Here is a 21,509-nt window from a genome sequence, read left to right as displayed (position 1 = left end):
GGTGCTGCCAGCCACCTTGGGGCGCAGCAGGCGTTCGGTCCGGGTGCACAGAGGATGATCGCTGCGGGCTCCGCAGGCTTGCTCTTGGCCACCGTGCTGCTGCTGGCGCGCTGGATGTTGCGCCGCGGCCTGACGCCGCCGGCCGAGGTGCCGTCGGTGCTGCCGGAGGATGCGGGGCTCGTGGGCGCGCGCTCGGTCTGGATCGCCGCACCGCGGGGGCGGCGGCTGTTTGCCTGGTATGCGAGCGCCCAAGGGTGCGAACCTTCGCCCGCGGTGGTGTTGCTGCATGGCTGGGGTGGGCATGCGGGGCATCTGCTGCATGCGGCCGCAGCGTTGCAGCGCGCGGGGTATGCGGTGCTGCTACCCGAGGCGCGCAACCACGGCCGCAGCGACCGGGATGACCACAGCTCCTTGCCGCGCTTTGCCGAGGATCTGGGCTGCGCGCTCGACTGGCTCAAGTGTCAGCCCGAAGTCGACGCCGAGCGGCTCGCGGCGCTCGGTCATTCGGTGGGGGCGGCGGCGGTGCTGCTGGCGGCGTCGCAGCGCGACGACCTGCGGGCGGGCGTGAGCGTGTCGTCGTTCGCACATCCCGAGCAGGTGATGCGTCGCTGGCTTGCCGCCCGTCACATTTCCTATTGGCCGCTGGGTTGGCTGGTGAATCGCTATGTGGAATCGGTGATCGGCACGCGCTTTGCCCGTATCGCACCCGAAACCACCTTGCCGCAGACGCGCTGTCCGGTCTTGCTGATCCACGGCCGCAGCGACCGCACCGTGCCGCTGGACGATGTGGAGCAACTCTTCGCGCGGCGGGGTGCGGCCTCGGTGGAACTGCTCATCGTCGAAGGCACGCACGAGCAATTCGACGACGAGCCGGCGCTGTTCGACACTGTGCGGGCTTTTCTGCACAAGCACCTGGCCGGCGCACCCCTCGCGGCTGCGCACGATGCCGGTGGCACCGCCCATCAGCCGCCGCCGTTGCCCGCTGCGCCCACGCCGGCCTTCGACCCATCCTCCCTCACTTTGCAATGACCGCCATGGACGCCTTTCAAGACCATTACCCCGACAACGTTGCGCACTGCTACGGCTGCGGCCGACTCAATCCACACGGGCATCAGATCAAGACCATCTGGGACGGCGACGAAACCGTCACCGTGTACCAGCCCGAGCCCTTCCACACCTCGGTGCCGGGCTTTGCCTATGGGGGGCTGATCGCATCGCTGATTGACTGCCACAGCACTGGCACGGCCGCCGCGGCGATGTACCGCCAGGAGGGGCGCGACATGGACAGTCTGCCGGCGTTTCGCTTCGTCACCGCATCGTTGCATGTGGATTTCCTCAAGCCTACGCCCATCGACGCGCCGGTCGAAATTCGCGGCCGGGTGCAGGAGATCAAGGGCCGCAAGGTGGTGGTCCGCACCGAGGTGCGCTCGGGCGGCGTGCTGACCGCGCGCGGCGAGGTGGTGGCGGTGCAGATGCCGGAGAACTTCGGGGCTTGAGAAGCTGTACAGCTTCTGAGCCTCGGCCCGCGCTGGCCGGTGCAGCCACGGGGTGGGTGGTGCGCGGGGGCCGCGTCAGCGCGCCCTGACGCGCTCGCCTTCGCGCGATGCGGCCCCTGCCGGCTCGCCACCGGGCTGGTCGCGGTGTGGGAGCTCGTAGCCGTCGGCGACGTAGGCGGGCCCTTTCATCACGATGATGATTGCGCAGCCGATGGCGAGCGTGAGCACCAACGTCCAGTGCAAAACCACCAGCGAGATGGCGAAGAAGTCGATGCGGGTCATCAGTCGCAGCGTTGTTGCGGGCAGCGGATCGTCCGTCCACCACAAGCGTGCCGCCAGTGGGCCCAACGCCGGCAGCAGCGTGCCCAGCAGCAGAATCTTGGGCAGCTTCTTCCACAGCACCCACTCGAGGCCGTGAGGCGAGCGCTGAAAGCCTGGTAGTTTGTTGAGCCAGTTCATAGATGACTCCTCGAGCTATGCATCATTGTGCGCCGCGAAGCCGGTCTAGGCGCGCGCAGGGTCTTCCCCGTCTCTGGGCCCGGTCGCCGTGCCGTCGTGGACTCAATTTCAACCTAAATCCGGCAGTTGACCGCTACTCGCGAAAAGCAAGGTGTTGATGTTTCAACAATTTTCGGTGCGGAGGCCGTTCACCGCTTGGGTGAGCGCTGCGCACCCGTTCGAGTCGCCCTCGGGCCCGGGGGCAGCGTTGCAAATCCTCGCCATGGCACCCGCCATGTCTGCAGTTTGCGCCTTGCCCGCGTGCCCGATGACGACCCGCACGGGTGCGCCCAACTGCCGGATTTAGGTTCAAGCGAACGCCACCGTGGAATGGTCGGATGTTGCTATCAAAAACAAAGCCCGCGTCAGCGGGCTTGGCGGGCTCGATGCAAAGCCTCAGGCCGATTCGCCGCGGCCCACGACTGGCACCGGTTGCCACACGACGGGCCTGACCAGCCCGCGGCGCATGAACCAAGTCCGGGCCAGCGCCAGCGCGGCGACCGCCAGCGCGTTGAGCCCGATGACCACCGCCGCGATGCCGTTGGCGGCGCGCAGCATCGAGGCAGCCTGGGCCGTCAGCGGCAGTGGGGCCAGCGTGTAGAGCAGGCTCAACACGGCCAGCGGCACGAAGGTGCCCAGCGTGGCCATCAGCACCAGTTGACGGCGGAAAGCCCGGGAAGCAGCTTCGGGCGAGACGGTGCAGGCGGGGGATGCGACGGTGTTCATGATGGGCGGTGGGTGGAGCCAGAAACCGCGCGATTCTAGTGACAACCCTAGGTCATCCGTTTGATCTTGCTCAACCCGCGCCATTGCCGTCGATGACGCCACCCCCCAGGCAGACCTCGCCTTCATAGAGCACCGCACTCTGGCCTGGTGTCACCGCCCATTGCGGCTCGTCGAAACTCAAAGAGAAGCGAGTGCCCGCTTCGTTGCTGGCTGCGTATGCGCAAGCGCTGTCGGCCTGGCGGTAGCGGGTCTTGGCGGCGTAGCGGCCCGGGGCCGGTGGCTCGCCGGCGCACCAACTCGCGTCGGCCGCGGTGAGCCGTTTGGAGAGCAGCCAGGGATGGTCATGCCCCTGCACCACGATGAGCGTGTTGCGCGCGAGGTCTTTGCGCGCGACGAACCAGGGCGCGTGTTCGCCGCCGCCCCGCGGCGCTCCGCGCGCCTTGATGCCGCCGATGCCCAAGCCTTGCCGCTGACCCAGGGTGTAGAAGGATAGACCCATGTGTTCGCCGATGGTGCGTCCCCGGTCGTCCTCGATGGGGCCGGGCGCGCTCTGGATGTAGCGGTTGAGGAAGGCGCGGAAAGGCCGCTCGCCTATGAAGCAGATGCCGGTGCTGTCCTTCTTGCGCGCATTGGGCAGGCCGATTTCCGAGGCGATGCGCCGCACCTCGGTCTTGTGCAATTCCCCGACCGGAAACAGCGTTTTCGCCAGTTGTGCCTGGTTCAGGCGGTGTAGGAAGTAGCTTTGGTCCTTGTTGGGGTCGAGGCCCTTGAGCAGTTCATGGCGCCCCGTGGCGGGGTTGCGCCGCACGCGGGCGTAATGGCCGGTGGCGATTTTCTCCGCGCCCAGCCGCATGGCGTGGTCGAGGAAGGCTTTGAACTTGATCTCGGCGTTGCAGAGAATGTCCGGGTTGGGCGTGCGCCCGGCCTGGTATTCGCGCAGAAACTCGGCGAAGACCCGGTCTTTGTACTCGGCGGCGAAATTGACATGTTCGATCTCGATGCCCAGCACGTCGGCGACGCTGGCGGCGTCGAGCCAGTCCTGGCGGCTCGAGCAGTATTCGCTGTCGTCGTCATCCTCCCAGTTTTTCATGAAGATGCCGACGACCTCATGCCCTTGCTGCTTGAGCAGCCAGGCGCTGACGGCCGAATCCACGCCGCCCGAGAGGCCGACGACGACGCGATGCGTTTCGAGACGTTCGCTCATGGGAAAGACAACGACAAACCGAGCGGGGGCCCGCCCCGGCCCGGCCTGGGCGGGCAATGAGGGCCAGGCTGAACCCGCTCTCTCCAGGACGCGCGCCCTCTCGGCAGCTGATGCTTAGGGCAACGCTGAATCAGTCCCCGTGATGGCGCGCGCCCGGCCGCGGGATGGGATGCGAGGCGCAAACCGCAGCCATAGCCGAAGCTATGGCGAGGATTTGCTTTCGACGAGACCGCCCGCAGCCGGGATGCGCGACGCGCGAGGGACTTGTTCAGCGTTGCCTTAGTGCTCGTGACCTTCTGGGCCGTGCGCATGGCCATGTGCGAGTTCTTCCTCGCTGGCGGGGCGAACCTCGTTGACGGTGCAGGAGAACACCAGGTCCATGCCGGCCAGGGGATGGTTGGCGTCGAGCTCGGCATGGCCGGACTCGATGCGCGTCACCGTCAGCAGACGGGCGCCTTCGGGGCCTCGGGCTTCGAGCTGCGTGCCGACCTGTACGCCTTCCGGCAGGCGCTCGAGCGGTTCCACGAAGACCAGATCCTCGTTGTGCGGGCCGAAGGCTTCTTCGGGCGCGAGCGTGACCTCGACCGCGTCGCCGACGGTTTTGCCTTCGAGCGCTGCTTCGAGCTTCGCAAACAGGCCGTTGTGGCCGTGCAGATAGCGCAGCGGCTGCGCACCGGGGTCGATGAGGTCGCCCTCGAGGTTGGTCACGCGGTAGCCGAGCGTGACGACGGCATTGGGGGCGATGTTCATCAGAGAGCCTTGGTTGAAGTGGAAAAACCCCAATTGTCGACGAGAACGGCCGGGTTGCGCAGCGACGGCCGCTAGGCGAAGCTGCGCGCGAAGAACGCTACGCTCATGACCGTTCCGGTCACGATGACGACGCCCCGAACCCAGCGCGGGCTCAGCCAGCGCGCCAGGCGGGCGCCATGGTAGCCACCCAGGGTGGCGGCGGCCATCATCCAGAGCGCTTGCGGCCAGGCGATGGCGCCGGCCCAAGCGAAAGCCGCCACCGACAGGAGCGAGAGCAGAAATGAATTGAGGTTCTTGAGCGCATTGGCCACGGGCAGCCGCGATTCGCCCGCCAACGTGTAGAGCGCCATCAGGAGGATGCCCAAGCCTCCGTTGAAATAACCCCCGTAGACCGAGACCGCAAACAACGCGGGCGCGCGCCAGCGCGCCAGCGGCGCATCGGCCGCCGGCGCTCCGACCCGGACCCAGCGCGGCCCAAGCGCAAACAGCAGCGTCGCAAACAACAGCAGCCACGGAACCAGCCCGGAGAAAACCCGCGCCGGCGTGACCAGCAACAGCATCGCGCCGAACCAGCCACCGAGCGCCGAAATCAGCATTTCCCGCCGCAGTTGCGGCCAGGGGACGAGGGCGAGTTCACGCCGTAAACCCAAGCTGCTGCCGAGGTAGCCCGGGCTGACCGCGACCGCACTGGTCGCGTTGGCCGAAATCGGCGAAATACCCGCAAACACCAACGCCGGAAAAGTCAAAAAGCTGCCGCCGCCCGCGATCGCGTTGAGCACCCCGGCGGCGTAGGCGGCCAGACCGAGCAGCGCCCAGATACCGGCGGTTTCGTTCATGGGGCCACCGCCCGCAGGACGCTTGGGTCCGTGTAGATCAGCGAGAGGTCGAAGCGCTGGCCGGCGAGATGGTCCTCGATGCAGCGCAGCACGAGCGGACTGCGATGCCGCGGCGTGCTCGCGCGCACTTCCTCAGGTGGCATCCACAGCGTGCGCACGATGCCGTGATCCAGCGCGCGCGCGCTATCGTGCGCGCCCAGCCTGCCGCAGAAAGCGAGCCGCAGGTACGTGATGTCCTCGCCCGTGCTCGGGCGCTGAAAGCGCGACAGATACACGCCGAGCACTCCGGTCGGCTCGAAGGCGTAGCCGGTTTCCTCCAGCGCCTCGCGCGCGCAGGCTTCGATCGGCGACTCGCCCGGCTCGAGATGGCCCGCCGCATTGTTGAGCCGCAGCCCTTCGGGCGTGTGTTCCTCGACGAGCAAATAGCGGCCGTCGCGCTCGATGATCGCCGCCACCGTGACACTGGGTTTCCATCGGGTTTGAGTCATGCCTCGATTATCGGACGCGCGTGGCTTGCCGTTTTTCCGTTAAGCTCCCCCGCGTTGGGCGGTCGCCCGCGCTGCGGCGTGGGCAGAGGCTCGGCCCGATGAGAACACCCACACGAGGAGGAATCCCCATGTCATCCGAGGCTACCCCCCCGGCGGCCGCGCCTGCGGCGCAATGCATCGGCGTTCCGCGCGAGGTCTATCCCGGTGAGAAACGCGTGGCCACTGTGCCCGAAATCGTCGAGCGGCTGCGCAAGCTCGGCTTTTCCGTCTGCGTCGAATCGGGCGCGGGTGCCGCGGCGTCGTTCAGCGACGAGGCCTATCGCGCGGTCGGTGCCGAGATCGCCCCGGACGCGGCGGCGCTTTGGCAGCGTGCCGACATCGTCTTCAAGGTTCGTCCGCCCAGCGCGGAGGAAGTCGCCCGCATGCACGCTGGGCAGACGCTCATCGGCTTCATCTGGCCCGCGCAGCACCCCGAGCTGATGCAGCAGCTCGCCGCCCAAAAAGTCACGGTGCTGGCGATGGATTGCCTGCCGCGCACGCTGAGCCGCGCGCAGAAGATGGACGCGCTGACCTCGATGGCCGGCGTCAGCGGCTACCGCGCCGTGATCGAGGCCGCTTACGTCTTTGGCCGCTTTTTCAACGGCCAGATCACCGCTGCGGGCAAGGTTCCGCCGGCCAAGGTGTTCGTCGCCGGCGCGGGGGTGGCGGGCCTGGCGGCCATCGGCACGGCCGTGGGCTTGGGCGCGATCGTGCGCGCGAACGACACCCGCAGTGAGGTGGCCGATCAGGTCGTTTCGCTCGGGGGCGAATTCGTCAAGGTCGACTATGAGGAAGAAGGCTCGGGCGGCGGCGGTTACGCCAAGGTCATGAGCGAGGGCTTCCAGCAAGCGCAGCGTGAGATGTACGCCAAGCAGGCGCGCGAGGTCGACATCATCATCACCACCGCGCTGATTCCGGGCAAGCCTGCGCCCAAACTCATCACCGCCGAGATGGTGCAGACCATGAAGCCCGGCAGCGTGATCGTCGACATGGCAGCCGAGCAGGGGGGCAACTGTGAGCTGACCGTTCCCGGCGAGGCCGTGGTGCGCCACGAGGTGACCATCGTCGGCTACACCGATCTGCCGTCGCGTTTGGCCAAGCAGTCGAGCACCTTGTACGCCACGAACCTGCTGCGCCTGACCGAGGAGCTGTGCAAGACCAAGGACGGCGTCATCCACATCAACATGGAAGACGATGCCATCCGTGGCCTCACCGTCATCAAGGACGGCGAGATCACCTGGCCCGCGCCGCCCCCGAAGCTGCCCCCGGCTGCCGCCAAACCGGCCGTGGCGCCGGCCGCGGCGGCCAAGAAAGCCGCCGCCCACGGGGAGGTCTCCGGCCCGCTGCCGGCCACGCGCCTGGCAGTGCTGGCGGCGGTCGCGGCCGTGTTGTTCTGGCTGATCGGGCGCTACGCGCCGCCCGAGTTCCTGTCGCACTTCACCGTGTTCGTGCTCGCCTGCTTCGTGGGCTATATGGTGGTCTGGAACGTCAAGCCCGCGCTGCACACGCCGCTCATGAGCGTGACCAATGCCATCAGCAGCATCATCGTGATCGGCGCGCTCGTGCAAATCTCCCCGACCGGCGCGCCCGAGCGGCCCGACGACTGGATCCGGTGGCTGGCGGCGGCTGCGGTCGTGCTCACGGCCATCAACATGTTCGGCGGCTTCGCCGTGACCCAGCGCATGCTGGCGATGTTCCGCAAATAAGAGGAGACGACGCATGTCCACCAGTCTGACCGCCGTCGCCTACATCGGAGCGACGATTCTCTTCATCCTCAGCCTCGGGGGCCTGTCCAATCAGGAGACGGCACGCCGGGGCAATCTCTACGGCATGGTCGGCATGGCGCTGGCCGTTCTGGCCACCGTGTTCGGCCCTGCGGTCACGGCGCAAGGGCTGCCCTGGATCATCGCTGCCATGCTGCTTGGCGGGGCGGTCGGCCTCTATGCCGCCCGGACCGTGCAGATGACGCAAATGCCCGAGCTCGTGGCCTTGATGCACAGCATGGTGGGCTTGGCCGCGGTGCTGGTCGGTTACGCCACCGCGATCGATCCGACCGCCATCGGTGCGTACACCGGGGCGGCGCGCACCGTGCATGAGCTCGAGATCTACATCGGCATCTTCATCGGGGCGGTCACGTTCTCGGGCTCGCTCGTGGCGTTCGGCAAGCTCTCGGGCCGCATCGGCGGCAAACCCTTGCTGCTGCCGGCGCGCCATTGGCTGAATCTGGCCGGTTTGCTGCTGGTGCTGTGGTTTGGTCGCGCCTATCTGCAGACCGAAACCGTGGAGCAGGGCCTGGTGCCGCTGGCCATCATGACGGCGGTGGCGCTGCTCTTTGGCGTGCACATGGTGATGGCGATCGGCGGCGCCGACATGCCGGTCGTGGTGTCGATGCTCAACAGCTACTCGGGCTGGGCGGCGGCGGCGACGGGCTTCATGCTCTCGAACGACTTGCTGATCGTCACGGGCGCTCTGGTCGGCTCGTCGGGCGCGATCCTGAGTTACATCATGTGCAACGCGATGAACCGCAGCTTCATCAGCGTGATTGCCGGGGGCTTTGGCACCACCGAGCAAAAACCGCAAGGGGCGGGTGCGGCGGTGGGCGGCGAGGTGCATCCGATCAGCGCGGTCGAGACGGCCGAGCTGCTGCGCGAAGCCAAGAACGTCATCATCGTTCCGGGCTATGGCATGGCGGTGGCCCAGGCCCAGCACACGGTGTCGGAAATCACGCGGCTGCTGCGCGAGCGGGGGGTGAACGTGCGCTTCGCGATCCACCCCGTGGCGGGCCGCATGCCGGGCCACATGAACGTGCTGCTGGCCGAGGCCAAGGTGCCGTACGACATCGTCTTCGAGATGGACGAGATCAATGATGAGTTCAGCGATGCGGACGTCGCGATGGTCATCGGCGCCAACGACATCGTGAACCCGGCCGCGCAGGAAGACCCGAATAGCCCGATTGCGGGGATGCCGGTGCTCGAGGTCTGGAAGGCCCGCACCTGCATCGTGATGAAGCGCAGCATGGCCACCGGTTATGCGGGTGTCGAAAACCCGCTGTTTTACAAAGACAACACCCGCATGCTCTTTGGCGATGCCAAGAAGATGCTCGACGAGGTGTTCGTCGCGCTCAAAGGCTGAAGCAGGGCCGAACCCATTGGCCGTCCGCTTTGATGGGCATGGCTTCGACTTTGCCTCGATTCGGGGGATTTTCGAGCCGCCTCTCTAGGTTTGCCTAGGGAAAACACAGCCGCCGAGCTGTCAGTTTCACGACAGAATGGCGGCTGTTTCCATTTGTACGCCGCGCCTGCGGCGGATCTTCCACGGAGTTGACCTTTTATGTCCGACCGCATCTGGCTACAAAGCTACCCCCCGGGCGTTCCCGCCGAGATCGATCCGAGCGTCTACCGCTCGCTGGTCGAGCTCATGGAAGAGAGCTTTCGCAAGTACGCCGATCGCGTGGCCTACAGCTTCATGGGCAAGGACATCACCTATGCCCAGGTCGATTCCTTGAGCCAGGCGCTGGCGGCGTACTTCCAGAGCCTGGGGCTGGTCAAAGGCGACCGCGTGGCGATCATGATGCCCAACGTGCCGCAGTACCCGGTGGCGGTGGCAGCCATCCTGCGCGCGGGCCTGATCGTCGTCAACGTCAACCCGCTCTATACGCCGCGCGAGCTCGAGCATCAGCTCAAAGACTCGGGCGCCAAGGCCATCGTCATCATCGAAAACTTCGCGCACACGCTGGAGCAGTGCATCGGACACACCGAGGTCAAGCATGTGGTGCTGTGCGCGTTCGGCGACATGCTGGGCCTGGTCAAGGGTGCCATCGTCAACTATGTGATCCGCAATCGCCGCAAGATGGTGCCGCCGTTCAACCTGCCGCAGGCGGTGCGGTTCAACGACGCGATCGCGCGCGGCACCCGTGCCCCCTTCAAAGCGCCTTCCATTGGCCCCGACGACGTCGCGGTGCTGCAGTACACCGGCGGCACGACCGGCGTCTCGAAGGGTGCGGCGCTGCTGCATCGCAACATCATCGCCAACGTGCTGCAGTCCGAAGCCTGGAACCAGCCGGTAATGGACAAGATTCCGAAGGGCGAGCAGCCCACCACCGTGTGCGCCTTGCCGCTCTATCACATCTTCGCCTTCACCGTGGGCATGATGCTGACCATGCGCACGGGTGGCAAGCTGGTGCTGATTCCGAATCCGCGCGACATTCCCGCGGTGCTGCAGGAGCTGTCCAAACACAAGGTGCACAGCTTCCCCGCGGTCAACACCTTGTTCAATGCGTTGGCCAACCACCCCGACTTCAACAAGGTGGACTGGTCGCACCTCAAAGTCTCGCTCGGCGGCGGCACCGCAGTTCAGAGCGCGGTGGCGCGGCTGTGGCTGGAGAAGACCGGCTGCCCGATTTGCGAGGGTTATGGCTTGTCCGAGACCAGCCCCTCGGCCTGCTGCAACCCGGTCACCAGCACCGAATTCACCGGCACGATCGGCGTGCCGCTGCCCAGCACCGACATCAAGCTGCTCGACGACGAGGGCCATCAGGTGCCGCCGGGGCAGCCCGGCGAGATTGCGATCCGTGGGCCGCAGGTCATGGCGGGCTACTGGCAGCGGCCCGACGAGACGGCCAAGGTGATGACCGCCGACGGCTACTTCCGCACCGGCGACATCGGCGTGATGGACGAGCGCGGCTATTTCCGCATCGTCGACCGCAAGAAGGACATGATTCTGGTCAGCGGTTTCAACGTCTACCCCAACGAGATCGAGGAAACGGTGGCCGAATGTCCGGGCGTGCTCGAATGCGCGGCGGTCGGCATTCCTGATGAGAAATCGGGCGAAGCGGTCAAGCTCGTGATCGTCAAGATGGACCCGGCGTTGACCGAAGCCGCGGTGCGCGCGTTCTGCCGCGACAACCTCACCGGCTACAAGCAGCCGAAGATCATCGAATTCCGGACCGAACTGCCCAAGACGCCGGTGGGCAAGATCCTGCGGCGCGAGCTGCGCGACAAGCGCTGACCGCGCTGCACTGCGCCCAGACGGGCGCGGGCTTGTGGCAGCATCGGCAGGCCGCTTCGGCGGCCTGTTGCCTTTTTGCCTTCCACAAATTCCGACGTTCCATAGAGCCGCTCAGACCCATGAACCGACCGATTGCCCTGGTCAGCGCGATGCGCGAAGAACTCGACGCGGTGCTCGCCCGTCTGCCCGATGCGCGGGTGGAGCGCGTGGCCGGGCGCGATTTTCTGCACGGCCATTGGGATGGCCTGCCGGTGGTGGCCACGCTTTCGGGCATTGGCAAAGTCGCGGCGGCGACGACGGCAGTTTTGTTGGCCGAGCACTGCCGGGCGCGCGCGATCGTGTTCACCGGGGTGGCGGGCGGTTTGGGCGCAGGCGTTCGGGTGGGCGACGTGGTCGTTGCACGGTCTTTTCTGCAGCACGACCTCGACGCCTCGCCGATTTTTCCAAAATACGTCGTGCCGGGGCACGGCCGTGCCCGCTACGAGGCCGATGCGGCTTGGACCGATGCGCTGTGCGCGGCCGCCGGCGCGGCGCTCGAGAACCTCGGGCGCCACGGCTTGGCCGACGCGCTGCAAGCGCTGGGGCTCGGAAGGCCGCGCCTGCATCAGGGGCTGCTGATCAGTGGCGACCGCTTCGTCTCCACCGCCGAGGAAAGCCGGGCCTTGCAGCGCGCGCTGCCCGATGCGCTGGCGGTGGAGATGGAGGGTGCAGCCTTCGCCCAGGTCTGCCACGACTGCCGCGTGCCGCTCGCGGTGGTGCGCACGATTTCAGACCGCGCGGACGACGCCGCGCACGCCGATTTCATGCGCTTCGTGCGCACGGTGGCGAGCCCCTACAGCCTCGCGGTGATCGACGCGCTGCTGGACAATATCAAAAATAATAGCGCCCACTGACCGTTTGGCGCTGGGGTCTGGGCAAAAAGGCTGAAAAAATCTTGCCGGCGGGGCTATTTCAGCCAGCCGCGGCGGCGGAAATAGATCATCGGCACCACGGCCGAGGCGACCATGAGCGCGAGCGCAAACGGGTAGCCCGCCTGCCACTCGAGCTCGGGCATGTACTTGAAGTTCATGCCGTAAATGCTCGCCACCAAGGTCGGGGGCAGCAGCGCGACGCTGGCCACCGAGAAGATCTTGATGATCTTGTTCTGGTTGATGTTGATGAAGCCAACGGTGGCGTCCATCAAGAAGTTGATCTTGTCGAACAGGAAGGCCGTGTGGCTGTCGAGGCTGTCGATGTCGCGCAGCAACTGGCGCGCGGCCTCGAACTGCTCGGCGTTGAGCATCTTGCTGCGCATCATGAAGCTCACTGCGCGGCGGGTGTCCATCATGTTGCGGCGGATGCGGCCGTTCAAGTCTTCTTGGCGCGCAATCGCGCCGAGCACTTCGCCGGCGACCGCATCGGTCACGTCGCCCGAGAGTACGAGCTTGCCTGCGCGCTCGAGCTGGTCGTAGATTTCCTCGAGCGTGTCGGCCGAATATTCGGCGTCGGCGTCGAAGAGCTTGAGCAAGACGTCCTTGGCGTCGTCGATCAGGCCGGGCGCGCGGCGGGCCCGCATGCGCAGCAGCCGAAACACCGGCACGTCCTCGTCGTGGATGGAGAACAGCACGCCGCGGCTTTTGAGCTCGGCGTTGTGCTGGTTCAGGATGAAGGCCACGCGGACCGTGCGCGGCTCGTCATCGTCGATCAGGAAGTCGCTGCGGATGTGCAGCTCGCCGTTGGGCTCTTCGTAGAAGCGCGCCGATTCTTCGAGGTCTTCGTCGGTAACGTCTTCCGGGATCGACAGGCCGAAATACTGCTTGACCCAGCGCTTTTCTTCGACGCTCGGCGATTCGAGGTCGACCCAGATGGGCTGAAAGCGCGAGAGCTCTTCGAGCGACTCGATTTCTTCCTGGAACAGGCGGCCGTTGACGAGCGTGAAAACATTGAGCACGAGTGAACTCCCTGGCGTGTCTGGGTGGGCTGGCGGTCTCGAACATCAACGCTTTCGACACCCACCGCGCACAGGGTGCCGAAAGCTAGCGACTCGCGGGGTTTTCCATGGGGAAGCTTGCGGAAATCGTGAACCCCGAAATTATGGCATCGCCCCGACCGGGCAGCGAGCGATTCCCCGGCCACGTTGGGGAATGATGCCGGTCATTGCCAAAGCGCGCGGTCGCGGGCATAGTGGATTCGGGCGTACATGTCAGGCCCGTTACAGCCGCTGCCGAGCGTGTCCGGTTGGCGGCATTCCATTCCGAGAGCAACAGGAGGCTATTCATGAACCTGACGATCAGCGGTCACCACCTCGAAGTCACTCCCGCCCTGAGCGACTATGTGAAGGCCAAGCTCGAGCGCGTCATCCGGCATTTCGACCAGGTGGTGGACGTCAAGGTCCTGCTCACCGTGGACAACCAAAAGGAAAAAGACAAACGGCAAAAGGCCGAATGCACGATCCACGTCAAGGGCAACGACTTGTTCGCGCAGTCGGCCCATGCCGATCTGTATGCGGCCATCGACGAGCTCATGGACAAACTCGACCGCCAGGTCGTGCAGCACAAGAGCCGATTGCAGGATCATCATCAGGAGGCGGCCAAGCGATTGGTCGCGTGAACATTCCTGGCTGAAGCGGGCCGCTTTCGGGCGGCCTTTTTTATGGCAACGCTGAACAAGCGCCTGGCGCGCCGCGCATCCCGGCTGCGGGCGGTCTGCGTCGTTGACGATCCACGCCACAGCTGCGGCTATTGCCTCGGTTTGCGCCTGGCATCGCATCCCGAAACCGGGCGCGCGCCATCGCGGGAACGGATTCAGCGTTGCCTGCTGCGTTGCTTGATGGCGGCGGACGGGCGTGCCACCGGGGCAACCGTACAATCGTCAGCAAGATTCATGCCCTCTTTATGAACGCCCAATTTTTCCTCACCGCGACCGCGCTGGTTTTGGCGGCCGTCACCGCCGCGCATGCCGAGCGCGCCGATCGGGACCGACCGCTGAACATCGAGTCGGACGCGCTGCGCTACGAGGAGCGCACCCAGACGAGCACTTTCACCGGTCACGTGGTGGCCACCAAGGGCACCATCGTGATGCGCGGCGCGCAACTGGTCGTGCGGCAAGAGCCCGATGGCCAAGTCTCGGGCACGCTGACGGCCGCGCCCGGTGAGCGTGCGTTCTTCCGGCAAAAGCGCGACGGCGTCGATGAGTTCATCGAGGGCGAGGCCGAGCGTATCGAGTACGACGGGCGCGCCGACCGCGTGCGCTTCGTGCGGCGCGCCGAGTTGCGGCGTCTGCGCGGGGAGACGCTGGCCGATCAGGTGACGGGCGAGGTGATCGTCTACGAGCACGCCAGCGGCCAGTTCAGCGTCGACGGTGTGCGGGAGGTGCCCGGTGGCGGGCGTGTGCGCGCGGTCATCGCGCCGCGGGCGGCGGCTTCGGCACCGACCAGCGCGCTGCCGGCGGCGACCTCGCCGCTGCGGCCCGCCAGCGCCCTGGGTGGGGCGGTCCGATGACGCAGCGGCTCGACGAAGCCTACGCGGCGCCTTCGACGCAGCCGCGCGTGGCGGCGGGCAAGCTCGAGGCCCGACATCTGCGCAAAGCCTACGGGGCGCGCACGGTGGTGCATGACGTTTCGCTGACCGTGCACGAGGGCGAGGTCGTGGGCTTGCTCGGCCCCAATGGCGCGGGCAAGACGACGTCCTTCTACATGATCGTGGGGCTGATCCGACCCGACGCGGGCGAAATCTGGATCGACGAGCAGCACATCGAGCACATGCCGATCCATCGGCGCGCACGGCTCGGGTTGTCCTACCTGCCGCAGGAGGCGTCGATTTTTCGCAAGCTCACCGTGCAGGAGAACGTGCGGGCGATTCTGGAGTTGCAGCGGGATGAAACCGGCCGCCCGCTCGCGGGTGAGGCGCTCGAGCGCCGGCTCGACGCGCTGCTGCGCGAACTGCGCGTCGAGCATCTGCGCGATGCGCCCGCCGTCTCGCTCTCGGGTGGGGAGCGGCGCCGTGTCGAGATCGCGCGGGCGCTGGCCACACAGCCGCGCTTCATCCTGCTCGACGAGCCCTTTGCCGGCATCGACCCGATCGCGGTGATCGAGATTCAGCGCATCGTCGCGTTCCTCAAAGGGCGCGGCATCGGCGTCCTCATCACCGACCACAACGTGCGCGAGACGCTGGGCATTTGCGACCACGCGTTCATCATCAGCGAGGGTCGGCTGTTGGCGCAAGGCACACCGGCGGCCATCATCGACAACGCGGAGGTGCGCCGCGTCTACCTCGGCGAACACTTCCGCATGTAGGTCGGTGATGCAGAGGGCACGCCCATGAAGCCAGGCTTGTCGCTGCGGGTGTCGCAGCATCTGGCCTTGACGCCGCAGTTGCAGCAGTCGATCCGGCTGCTGCAAATGTCCACGCTCGAACTCGGACAGGAAATCGAGCAGATGCTCGACGAGAACCCGTTTCTCGAGCGCGCCGAGACCGAGTCCGCGGGCCTCGCTGGTGACGAGGCGCCGCCCGAGTCTGCGCTGGCCAATCCTGATTTCGTAGCAGAAGAAGACCGATCGACGCCGGCATCGGGCCCCCTCGGCTTGGATGAAGGCGCTGGGGCCACGCCCGAGGCCGACCACGGCGCCGAAGCCGCCGCACCCGACTGGGAGGGTCCGACCGACTGGGCGGGCTCGCCCGACGAGGCGCCGCACGGGGAGCGCGAAGACGACGCGCCCTTCGATGGCGCCGAAGGCCGCAGCGGCGTATCCGGATCCGCTGGCGGCGAGGATGAGGATGCTCAATCGCCTTGGGAGCGCGCCGGCTCAGAGGAAAGCCTCTCCGAGCATCTACACCGCCAGGCGCTGGCGCTGCGGCTCGACCCGGTCGACCGCGCCGCGCTGGATTTCCTCATTGACTCGCTCGACGACGACGGCTACCTCAGCGAACCGCTCGAGCGCCTGGCCGAAGCGCTGTGCCCGCGCGAGGATGCCGAGCGCTTCGATGAGCTGGTGCACCGCCTCACCGTCGCGCGCGGCCTGTTGCAGTCGCTCGAGCCGACGGGCGTGGGCGCGCAGGATCTCGCCGAGTGCTTGCGCTTGCAGGTGCGTGAGCGCGCCGCCGATGGCGAGTCGGTCGCAGCCGCCGCGCTCGACGTGCTGGCCCAGCCGCTCGAGTGGTTGGCGCGGCGCGACTTCAAGCGGCTCGCTGCCGCCACCGGGCGTCATGAAACCGAGCTGCGCGCCGCGCTCGCGCTCATCGCCCGGCTCGAACCCAAGCCGGGGCGGCGCTTTGCTCAGGCCGAGCGGCTGGTGATCGTGCCCGATGTCATCGTCACGGCCGACACCGAGGGCGCGCAGCCCCGCTATCGCGTGCAGATCAACCCCGAGGTGTTGCCGCGGCTGCGGGTGCACGACATCTACGCCCGCGCCCTGCGCGAGCACAAGGGCGAGGGGAGCGCTGCGCTGTCTGCGCGCTTGCAGGAAGCGCGCTGGTTCATCAAGAACATCCAGCAGCGCTTCGACACCATCCTGCGTGTCTCGCGCGCCATCGTCGAGCGGCAAAAGAGCTTTTTCGTGCACGGCGAACTCGCCATGCGGCCCCTGGTGCTGCGCGAGATTGCCGACGAACTCGGGCTGCATGAATCCACCGTGAGCCGCGTCACCACCGCCAAATACATGGCCACGCCGCGCGGCACCTTCGAGCTCAAATACTTCTTCGGTTCGGGCCTCGACACCGAAGCGGGCGGCAGCGCCTCGAGCACGGCGGTGCGCGCGCTGATCCGCCAGTTCATCGACGCCGAAGACCCCGCCCATCCCTTAAGCGACGGCCAGATCGCCGACATGCTCAAAGAGCAAGGCATCGCCTGCGCGCGCCGCACCGTCGCCAAATACCGAGAGGCGATGCGCATCGCGCCCGCTCCCCTGCGAAAGACCCTGTGAACGATCTCACCCTGTTTCTTCCCTGCGCCAGCGGTGTCGAGGACTACCTCGCCGCCGAAGTGCACGCCCTCACCGGCGCGCAAGGCCAGGACCTGCTGAGCCACCGTGGCGGCGTGCGCGTGCGCGCGAGCTGGCGTGATGCGATGCGGCTCAATCTGCACACCCGACTCGCGCAGCGCGTGCTGGTGCAGGTTGGCCACCGTTCGTACCGCAACGAGCGTGACCTCTACGAGGCGGCTTCCGCCGTGGCGTGGGAGCTGTGGTTCACGCCGCGCCAGAGCTTCAAGATCGAAGTCACCGCGCAGCACAGCCCGCTGCAAAGCCTCAACTTCGCCGCGCTCAAGATCAAGGACGCGGTCGCCGACCGCTTCCGCGCCAAGGCCGGCGGCGTGCGCCCCGACGTGGACACGCGCCACCCCGACGTGCGCATCCATGCCCACCTGACCACCGACACTGCCACGCTCTACATCGACACCTCGGGCGAGCCGCTGTTCAAGCGCGGCTGGCGCGAGGACAAGGGCGACGCGCCGCTCAAGGAAACGCTGGCCGCGGCCATGCTCGCTGCCAGCGGCTGGAGCACCGATCCCGAGGGCGGCTGCGCTGCCGGCGTGCCGCTCTACGACCCCTGCTGCGGCAGCGGCACCATCGTCATCGAGGCGGCGCAAATCGCCTGCGGCATCGCTGCGGGCGGCCAGCGCCGCTTTGCCTTCGAGAAAATGCTGCCGTTTCAGGCTCATGTCTGGCAAGACCTCAAAGACCAAGCCCGCGCGGCCGAGCACGCCCCGACGGCGCCGGTGTTTGGCAGCGATGTCGCGCACCGCATGGTCGATTTCGCGCAACGCAATGCCGAACGCGCCCGCGTCGCCCACGCCGTGCAACTGCGGGGCGGCGACGCACTGCAGCGTCTGCCGCCGTGCGAGACGCCGGGTGTGGTGCTGCTCAACCCGCCGTATGGCGAGCGCATCGCGGTCGCAGGCGTGGCCGGTACCCGCTCGGGGCAAGACGCTGAGGCTGGGCCGCGCTTTGGGGCGCGCGAACTCGCGCAGACCGAAGACGGCGGCGATTTCTTCGCCCAACTGGCCAGCCACTGGAAGCGCCACTACGCGGGCTGGACTGCCTGGTTGCTCACGCCCGACCTCAAGCTGCCGGCCAAAATGCGCCTCAAAGAAAGCCGCCGCGTGCCGATGTGGAACGGCCCGATCGAATGCCGGCTGTTCCGCTTCGACCTGGTGCGCGGCGCGGTGCGGCCCGCGCGCGGGCCCGCGGCAGACGCCGCCGCGCAGCCCGGGGCGCCGGGATGAACGAGGCCTACGCCGGCCGCGCGCTCGTGCTCGACACCAACATCGCGCTCGACCTGCTGCTCTTTGCCGACCCGGCCGCCGAGCCGCTCGCGCGCGCGCTCGAAGCCGGTCGCCACGTGTGGCTGACCACGCCCGCGATGCGCGAGGAATTCCGTCGCGTCCTCGACTACCCGCAAATCGTGCCGCGGCGCCGGTTTCATGGCCTCGAGGCGGCCACGCTACTCGAGCGCTACGACGCTGCCAGTCACAGCGTGGCGCCGGCGCCCCGCGCCCCCGTGGTCTGCCGCGACGCCGATGACCAGAAATTCATCGACTTGGCCGTGGCCTACCGCGCGGTGCTGCTCAGCAAAGACCGCGCCGTGCTGGCCACGCGCCGACGCTTGGTCGCACACGGCGTGCGCGCCGCGCGCGACTACACTTCGGGTTTTCCCGAGCCTGCGCCGACGCTTTCCCCACCGCCGCTTGCCGAACGAGGCCCCGCATGACCGCTGACACCACCACCCCCGCGCCGCAGGGCGCCGAAATGCAACCCGAGGACTACGAGACGCTCGAAACCATCCTCGACGACCTGCGCACGCGCAACGAAGACATCCCGCAGTGGGAATTCTGCGAGGGCTTCATCGCCGCGCTGGCCTGCGCGCGCACGCCCGTGCCCACGGCCGAAGCGCTGCAGGTGCTGTTCGGCGGCGGCACCGACGACGCCTCTGTCGCGGGCGGCGAGGGCACGTTCGGCGTGTTTGCCGACGCCGCCCAGGCGGCGCGCTTCGTCGAACTGTGGGAGCGCCGTCTGGCGCAGGTCAAGGCCGCGCTCCAAGCCGAGGTGGAGAACCTCGACGACCCGCAGGCCTACGCGCCCGAACTGCTCGACATGCGCGGCATGGTCGCGCAACTGTCCGAAGACGATCGGCGCGCGTTCGAGCAGGAAGTCGGTGGCGCGGAGCTGCCCTCGTTCGCGCAGGTCTGGGCCATCGGCTTCCTGACCGCCGTCGAAAGCTGGCCCGAAGACTGGGCGCTGCCGCGCGACCGCGAGGCCGCCGACCTGATCGACGACAGCCTCGATGCGATCCATGCGCTCACCGAAGACGACTGCGATCCGCCCACGCTCTCGCCTTTTTCCGAAGACGGCCCGCCCAGCATCAGCGAGTCGCGCCTCGACGCCTATGCCGACGCGATCTGGGCGGTGTACGACCTGCACGACGTCTGGGCCTCCCTTGGCCCGCGCGTCGAAACCGTGCGCCGAGCCCTGAAGCCGGGCCGCAACGACCCGTGTCCCTGCGGCAGCGGCAAGAAATACAAGAAGTGCTGCGGCCAGTGAGCGCCCAGCCCGGCGCGCGCCCTGCCTTCCATCCTTCACCCATGCCATCGACACCCATGCCATCGACACCCATGCCATCGATTCCGATGATCCGCAGCCTGCGCTTGAGCTTGAGTGTGCTGGTGCTGGCCCTGCTCGTGGCCGTGGGGCTTGCCGCCTGCAGCGGCGAGCCCCCTGACGACCACCCGGGCCAGCCCGTGACCAAGCGCCGAGCGATCTTCAAGCAGTTCGCCAAAACCCTCGAGCCCATGGGCCTGGTCGCGCGCGAGCGCGAGCCCTACAAGCGCGAGAAATTCCTCGCCCAGGCCGAGGAGCTCGCGCGGCTCGCGCCCGAGCCTTGGCCGTATTTCACGCCCGACGCCAACTACCCACCGAGCCGCGCCAAGCCCGAGGTCTGGAGCCAGGCTGCCGAGTTCACGAAAGCCCGCGAGCAGTACGTCGCCGCCACCCAAACCCTGCTCGCCGCCGCCAAAGGCGACGACCTCGACGCCATGCGCCGCGCGGTCAACGCCGTGCAGGACCAGTGCACGAGCTGCCACAAGCAGTTTCGCCGCAAGTAAGCGCCACGCGAACCCGGCGCTCGCGCGGCGCAGCCTCCGGCCCTTGTCCGGGACGGCTTCAAGCTGGACTCAACCGGCGCACGATTCCCGCCAGCGCATGCGCCACCGTTTGCGCGCGCACCGCGGCGCGGTCGCCGTCGAAGCGGCGGTGCTCGGTTTCGGTGTGCAGCCCACCCTCGGGTGTGCGCAGGCTCCAGCCGAACCAAACCGTGCCCACGGGTTTTTCAGGGCTGCCGCCGGTCGGGCCCGCGATGCCGGTGACGGCGACGCTCATCTGGGCATGCGCGTGTCGGAGCGCACCCTCGGCCATCGCGCGCGCCACGGGCTCGCTCACGGCGCCAAAACGCTCGATCAGCGCGGGGTCCACACCCAGCAGTTCGGCCTTGGCGGCGTTGGAGTAGGTGACGAAGCCGCGCTCGAACCAGGCGCTCGAGCCCGCCAGGTCCGTGCAGGCCGCTGCGATCAGGCCGCCGGTGCAGCTTTCGGCGGTGGCCATCATCCAGCCGAGTTTTTGCAGTTTTTCGGCCAGTTCCCGGCGTATTTCGGTCATTTGATGCTCCTGAAAACAGAGCGACCCCGCTGCCACGCCCAGGGCCCTCAGCCTCTCAGGCCAGCCAGGCGCGCCAGGCGGCGATCACCAGCAGCGTGCAGAACGCAGCGACCAGGTCGTCGAACAAAATCCCCCAGCCGCCGCGCCAGCCGCGGCCGTGAAACACCCGGTCGGCCCAGCCCACCGGGCCGCGCTTGATGGCGTCGAAAGCGCGAAACAGCGCAAACGCCACCGTCTGCGCGAGCCAGCTCGCAGGCAGCAGCAACCACAGCACCAGCCAGAAAGCGACCACCTCGTCCCAGACGATGGCGCTCGGGTCGTCGGTGCCGAGGTTGCGCGCGGTGACGGTGCAGGCCCACCAGCCCACCAGCAACGCGCCGAGGATGAAAAATCCTTGTTGCGCCGGTGTGAGCCAGGGTGCAAGCGCCGCCCACGCCAGCCAGGCCCAGAGCGTGCCGGCCGTCCCCGGCGCGACCGGTGACAGGCCCGAGCCGAAGCCCAGCGCAATCGCATGCGCCGGATGCGCGAGCATGAAGCGCGCCGTGGCCCGCGGCGGCAGCGGCGGCAGGCTCGAGGCGGGGCATGCTGCCGGGGCTGCTTCCGGCACGGATGCAGACCGGTCGGCGGCGTCGGGGGATGCAGCGGAGGGCGTGGTTTCGATGGGCATGGTTTCATTATCCGCAGCGCTGACCCCGACTTCGGTGGCAACTCGGGCGGCGAAATGGTCGTAGCCGCCGTAGGGGCAGGGGCGGACACCGCCGGTTGCGCGCAGGCGCAGGCCCGGCGCGGCTTCGATCGTGCCGATGCATGTGACCGGCGTGCCGGCCGCCTGGGCGGCGC

Annotated in this window: 23 protein-coding genes; 14 read left to right on the top strand and 9 right to left on the bottom strand. The window is 67.5% G+C overall.

Annotated features, from left to right (window positions below; translation table 11 throughout):
- Both JHC36_RS03975 and JHC36_RS03970 read left to right on the top strand, forming a co-directional pair.
- A partial coding sequence (locus JHC36_RS03975) for an alpha/beta hydrolase (RefSeq protein WP_287916144.1) occupies window positions 1-1,029 on the top strand: 1,029 nt, incomplete at its 5' end.
- A 5-nt stretch (window positions 1,030-1,034) separates the two neighbouring features.
- Window positions 1,035-1,496 carry a PaaI family thioesterase gene (locus JHC36_RS03970; protein WP_124224191.1) on the top strand — a complete coding sequence of 154 codons (462 nt, stop codon included), beginning with the start codon at window positions 1,035-1,037 and terminating at the stop codon, window positions 1,494-1,496.
- A 75-nt stretch (window positions 1,497-1,571) separates the two neighbouring features.
- Here the strand turns inward: JHC36_RS03970 and JHC36_RS03965 are convergent, their stop codons facing one another.
- The 6 genes from JHC36_RS03965 to JHC36_RS03940 form a co-directional block, all read right to left on the bottom strand.
- Window positions 1,572-1,955 carry a hypothetical protein gene (locus tag JHC36_RS03965; protein ID WP_287916140.1) on the bottom strand — a complete coding sequence of 128 codons (384 nt, stop codon included), beginning with the start codon at window positions 1,953-1,955 and terminating at the stop codon, window positions 1,572-1,574.
- 435 nt (window positions 1,956-2,390) lie between these two features.
- Window positions 2,391-2,720, bottom strand: a complete 330-nt coding sequence (locus JHC36_RS03960; RefSeq protein WP_287916138.1) for a hypothetical protein — start codon at window positions 2,718-2,720, stop codon at window positions 2,391-2,393.
- A gap of 70 nt (window positions 2,721-2,790) precedes the next feature.
- Complete coding sequence (mnmA, locus tag JHC36_RS03955) at window positions 2,791-3,924, bottom strand: tRNA 2-thiouridine(34) synthase MnmA (protein ID WP_287916134.1); 1,134 nt, start codon at window positions 3,922-3,924, stop codon at window positions 2,791-2,793.
- 279 nt (window positions 3,925-4,203) lie between these two features.
- Window positions 4,204-4,674, bottom strand: coding sequence for an FKBP-type peptidyl-prolyl cis-trans isomerase (locus tag JHC36_RS03950; protein ID WP_124224186.1), 471 nt, complete (start codon window positions 4,672-4,674; stop codon window positions 4,204-4,206).
- A gap of 71 nt (window positions 4,675-4,745) precedes the next feature.
- Entirely contained in the window at window positions 4,746-5,510 is a 765-nt protein-coding gene (locus JHC36_RS03945; protein ID WP_287916130.1) for a sulfite exporter TauE/SafE family protein, read from the bottom strand.
- On the bottom strand, window positions 5,507-5,998 hold the full coding sequence (locus JHC36_RS03940; protein ID WP_287916127.1) for an NUDIX hydrolase: 492 nt from the start codon (window positions 5,996-5,998) through the stop codon (window positions 5,507-5,509). The genes JHC36_RS03945 and JHC36_RS03940 overlap by 4 nt, the downstream gene beginning before the upstream one ends.
- Window positions 5,999-6,126: 128 nt before the next feature.
- On the opposite strand from JHC36_RS03940, the gene JHC36_RS03935 reads away from it, so the two are divergent.
- From JHC36_RS03935 to JHC36_RS03920, 4 genes are all read left to right on the top strand, one after another.
- On the top strand, window positions 6,127-7,743 hold the full coding sequence (locus JHC36_RS03935) for a Re/Si-specific NAD(P)(+) transhydrogenase subunit alpha (protein WP_287916125.1): 1,617 nt from the start codon (window positions 6,127-6,129) through the stop codon (window positions 7,741-7,743).
- Window positions 7,744-7,756: 13 nt separating this feature from the next.
- Window positions 7,757-9,169 carry a Re/Si-specific NAD(P)(+) transhydrogenase subunit beta gene (gene pntB / locus JHC36_RS03930; protein ID WP_287916122.1) on the top strand — a complete coding sequence of 471 codons (1,413 nt, stop codon included), beginning with the start codon at window positions 7,757-7,759 and terminating at the stop codon, window positions 9,167-9,169.
- Between the two features lie 198 nt (window positions 9,170-9,367).
- Window positions 9,368-11,044, top strand: a complete 1,677-nt coding sequence (locus JHC36_RS03925) for a long-chain-fatty-acid--CoA ligase (RefSeq protein ID WP_287916119.1) — start codon at window positions 9,368-9,370, stop codon at window positions 11,042-11,044.
- Between the two features lie 119 nt (window positions 11,045-11,163).
- The gene (locus tag JHC36_RS03920; RefSeq protein ID WP_124224181.1) at window positions 11,164-11,937 is read left to right on the top strand and encodes a 5'-methylthioadenosine/adenosylhomocysteine nucleosidase; all 774 of its coding nucleotides are present in this window, start codon (window positions 11,164-11,166) and stop codon (window positions 11,935-11,937) included.
- Window positions 11,938-11,990: 53 nt separating this feature from the next.
- On the opposite strand, the gene corA is transcribed toward JHC36_RS03920, so the two are convergent.
- Window positions 11,991-12,974 carry a magnesium/cobalt transporter CorA gene (gene corA, locus JHC36_RS03915; protein ID WP_287916116.1) on the bottom strand — a complete coding sequence of 328 codons (984 nt, stop codon included), beginning with the start codon at window positions 12,972-12,974 and terminating at the stop codon, window positions 11,991-11,993.
- 326 nt (window positions 12,975-13,300) lie between these two features.
- Here corA and hpf point away from each other — a divergent pair, with 326 nt between their 5' ends.
- From hpf to JHC36_RS03875, 8 genes are all read left to right on the top strand, one after another.
- Window positions 13,301-13,633 (top strand): ribosome hibernation-promoting factor, HPF/YfiA family, encoded by a 333-nt coding sequence (hpf, locus tag JHC36_RS03910; protein WP_124224179.1) that lies wholly within the window; start codon window positions 13,301-13,303, stop codon window positions 13,631-13,633.
- Window positions 13,634-13,917: 284 nt separating this feature from the next.
- The gene (gene lptA / locus JHC36_RS03905; RefSeq protein WP_124224178.1) at window positions 13,918-14,523 is read left to right on the top strand and encodes a lipopolysaccharide transport periplasmic protein LptA; all 606 of its coding nucleotides are present in this window, start codon (window positions 13,918-13,920) and stop codon (window positions 14,521-14,523) included.
- Window positions 14,520-15,317 carry an LPS export ABC transporter ATP-binding protein gene (gene lptB / locus JHC36_RS03900; protein ID WP_287916111.1) on the top strand — a complete coding sequence of 266 codons (798 nt, stop codon included), beginning with the start codon at window positions 14,520-14,522 and terminating at the stop codon, window positions 15,315-15,317. The genes lptA and lptB overlap by 4 nt, the downstream gene beginning before the upstream one ends.
- Window positions 15,318-15,341: 24 nt before the next feature.
- The gene (locus JHC36_RS03895; RefSeq protein ID WP_287916109.1) at window positions 15,342-16,943 is read left to right on the top strand and encodes an RNA polymerase factor sigma-54; all 1,602 of its coding nucleotides are present in this window, start codon (window positions 15,342-15,344) and stop codon (window positions 16,941-16,943) included.
- Window positions 16,940-18,244, top strand: coding sequence for a THUMP domain-containing class I SAM-dependent RNA methyltransferase (locus JHC36_RS03890; protein WP_287916107.1), 1,305 nt, complete (start codon window positions 16,940-16,942; stop codon window positions 18,242-18,244). The genes JHC36_RS03895 and JHC36_RS03890 overlap by 4 nt, the downstream gene beginning before the upstream one ends.
- The gene (locus JHC36_RS03885) at window positions 18,241-18,729 is read left to right on the top strand and encodes a PIN domain-containing protein (RefSeq protein ID WP_287916104.1); all 489 of its coding nucleotides are present in this window, start codon (window positions 18,241-18,243) and stop codon (window positions 18,727-18,729) included. The genes JHC36_RS03890 and JHC36_RS03885 overlap by 4 nt, the downstream gene beginning before the upstream one ends.
- Window positions 18,726-19,559 (top strand): YecA/YgfB family protein, encoded by an 834-nt coding sequence (locus JHC36_RS03880; protein WP_287916101.1) that lies wholly within the window; start codon window positions 18,726-18,728, stop codon window positions 19,557-19,559. The genes JHC36_RS03885 and JHC36_RS03880 overlap by 4 nt, the downstream gene beginning before the upstream one ends.
- Window positions 19,560-19,630: 71 nt before the next feature.
- Complete coding sequence (locus JHC36_RS03875) at window positions 19,631-20,119, top strand: c-type cytochrome (RefSeq protein ID WP_287916098.1); 489 nt, start codon at window positions 19,631-19,633, stop codon at window positions 20,117-20,119.
- A 58-nt stretch (window positions 20,120-20,177) separates the two neighbouring features.
- Here the strand turns inward: JHC36_RS03875 and JHC36_RS03870 are convergent, their stop codons facing one another.
- Both JHC36_RS03870 and JHC36_RS03865 read right to left on the bottom strand, forming a co-directional pair.
- Entirely contained in the window at window positions 20,178-20,669 is a 492-nt protein-coding gene (locus JHC36_RS03870) for a CinA family protein (RefSeq protein WP_287916095.1), read from the bottom strand.
- Window positions 20,670-20,724: 55 nt separating this feature from the next.
- Window positions 20,725-21,336 carry a phosphatidylglycerophosphatase A family protein gene (locus tag JHC36_RS03865; RefSeq protein WP_503006838.1) on the bottom strand — a complete coding sequence of 204 codons (612 nt, stop codon included), beginning with the start codon at window positions 21,334-21,336 and terminating at the stop codon, window positions 20,725-20,727.
- Between the last annotated feature and the right edge of the window lie 173 nt (window positions 21,337-21,509).

The sequence above is a fragment of the Tibeticola sp. genome (genome assembly GCF_022759015.1).
Classification (GTDB): Bacteria; Pseudomonadota; Gammaproteobacteria; order Burkholderiales; family Burkholderiaceae_C; genus Tibeticola; species Tibeticola sediminis.
This window is presented reverse-complemented; position numbering and strand designations above follow the sequence as displayed.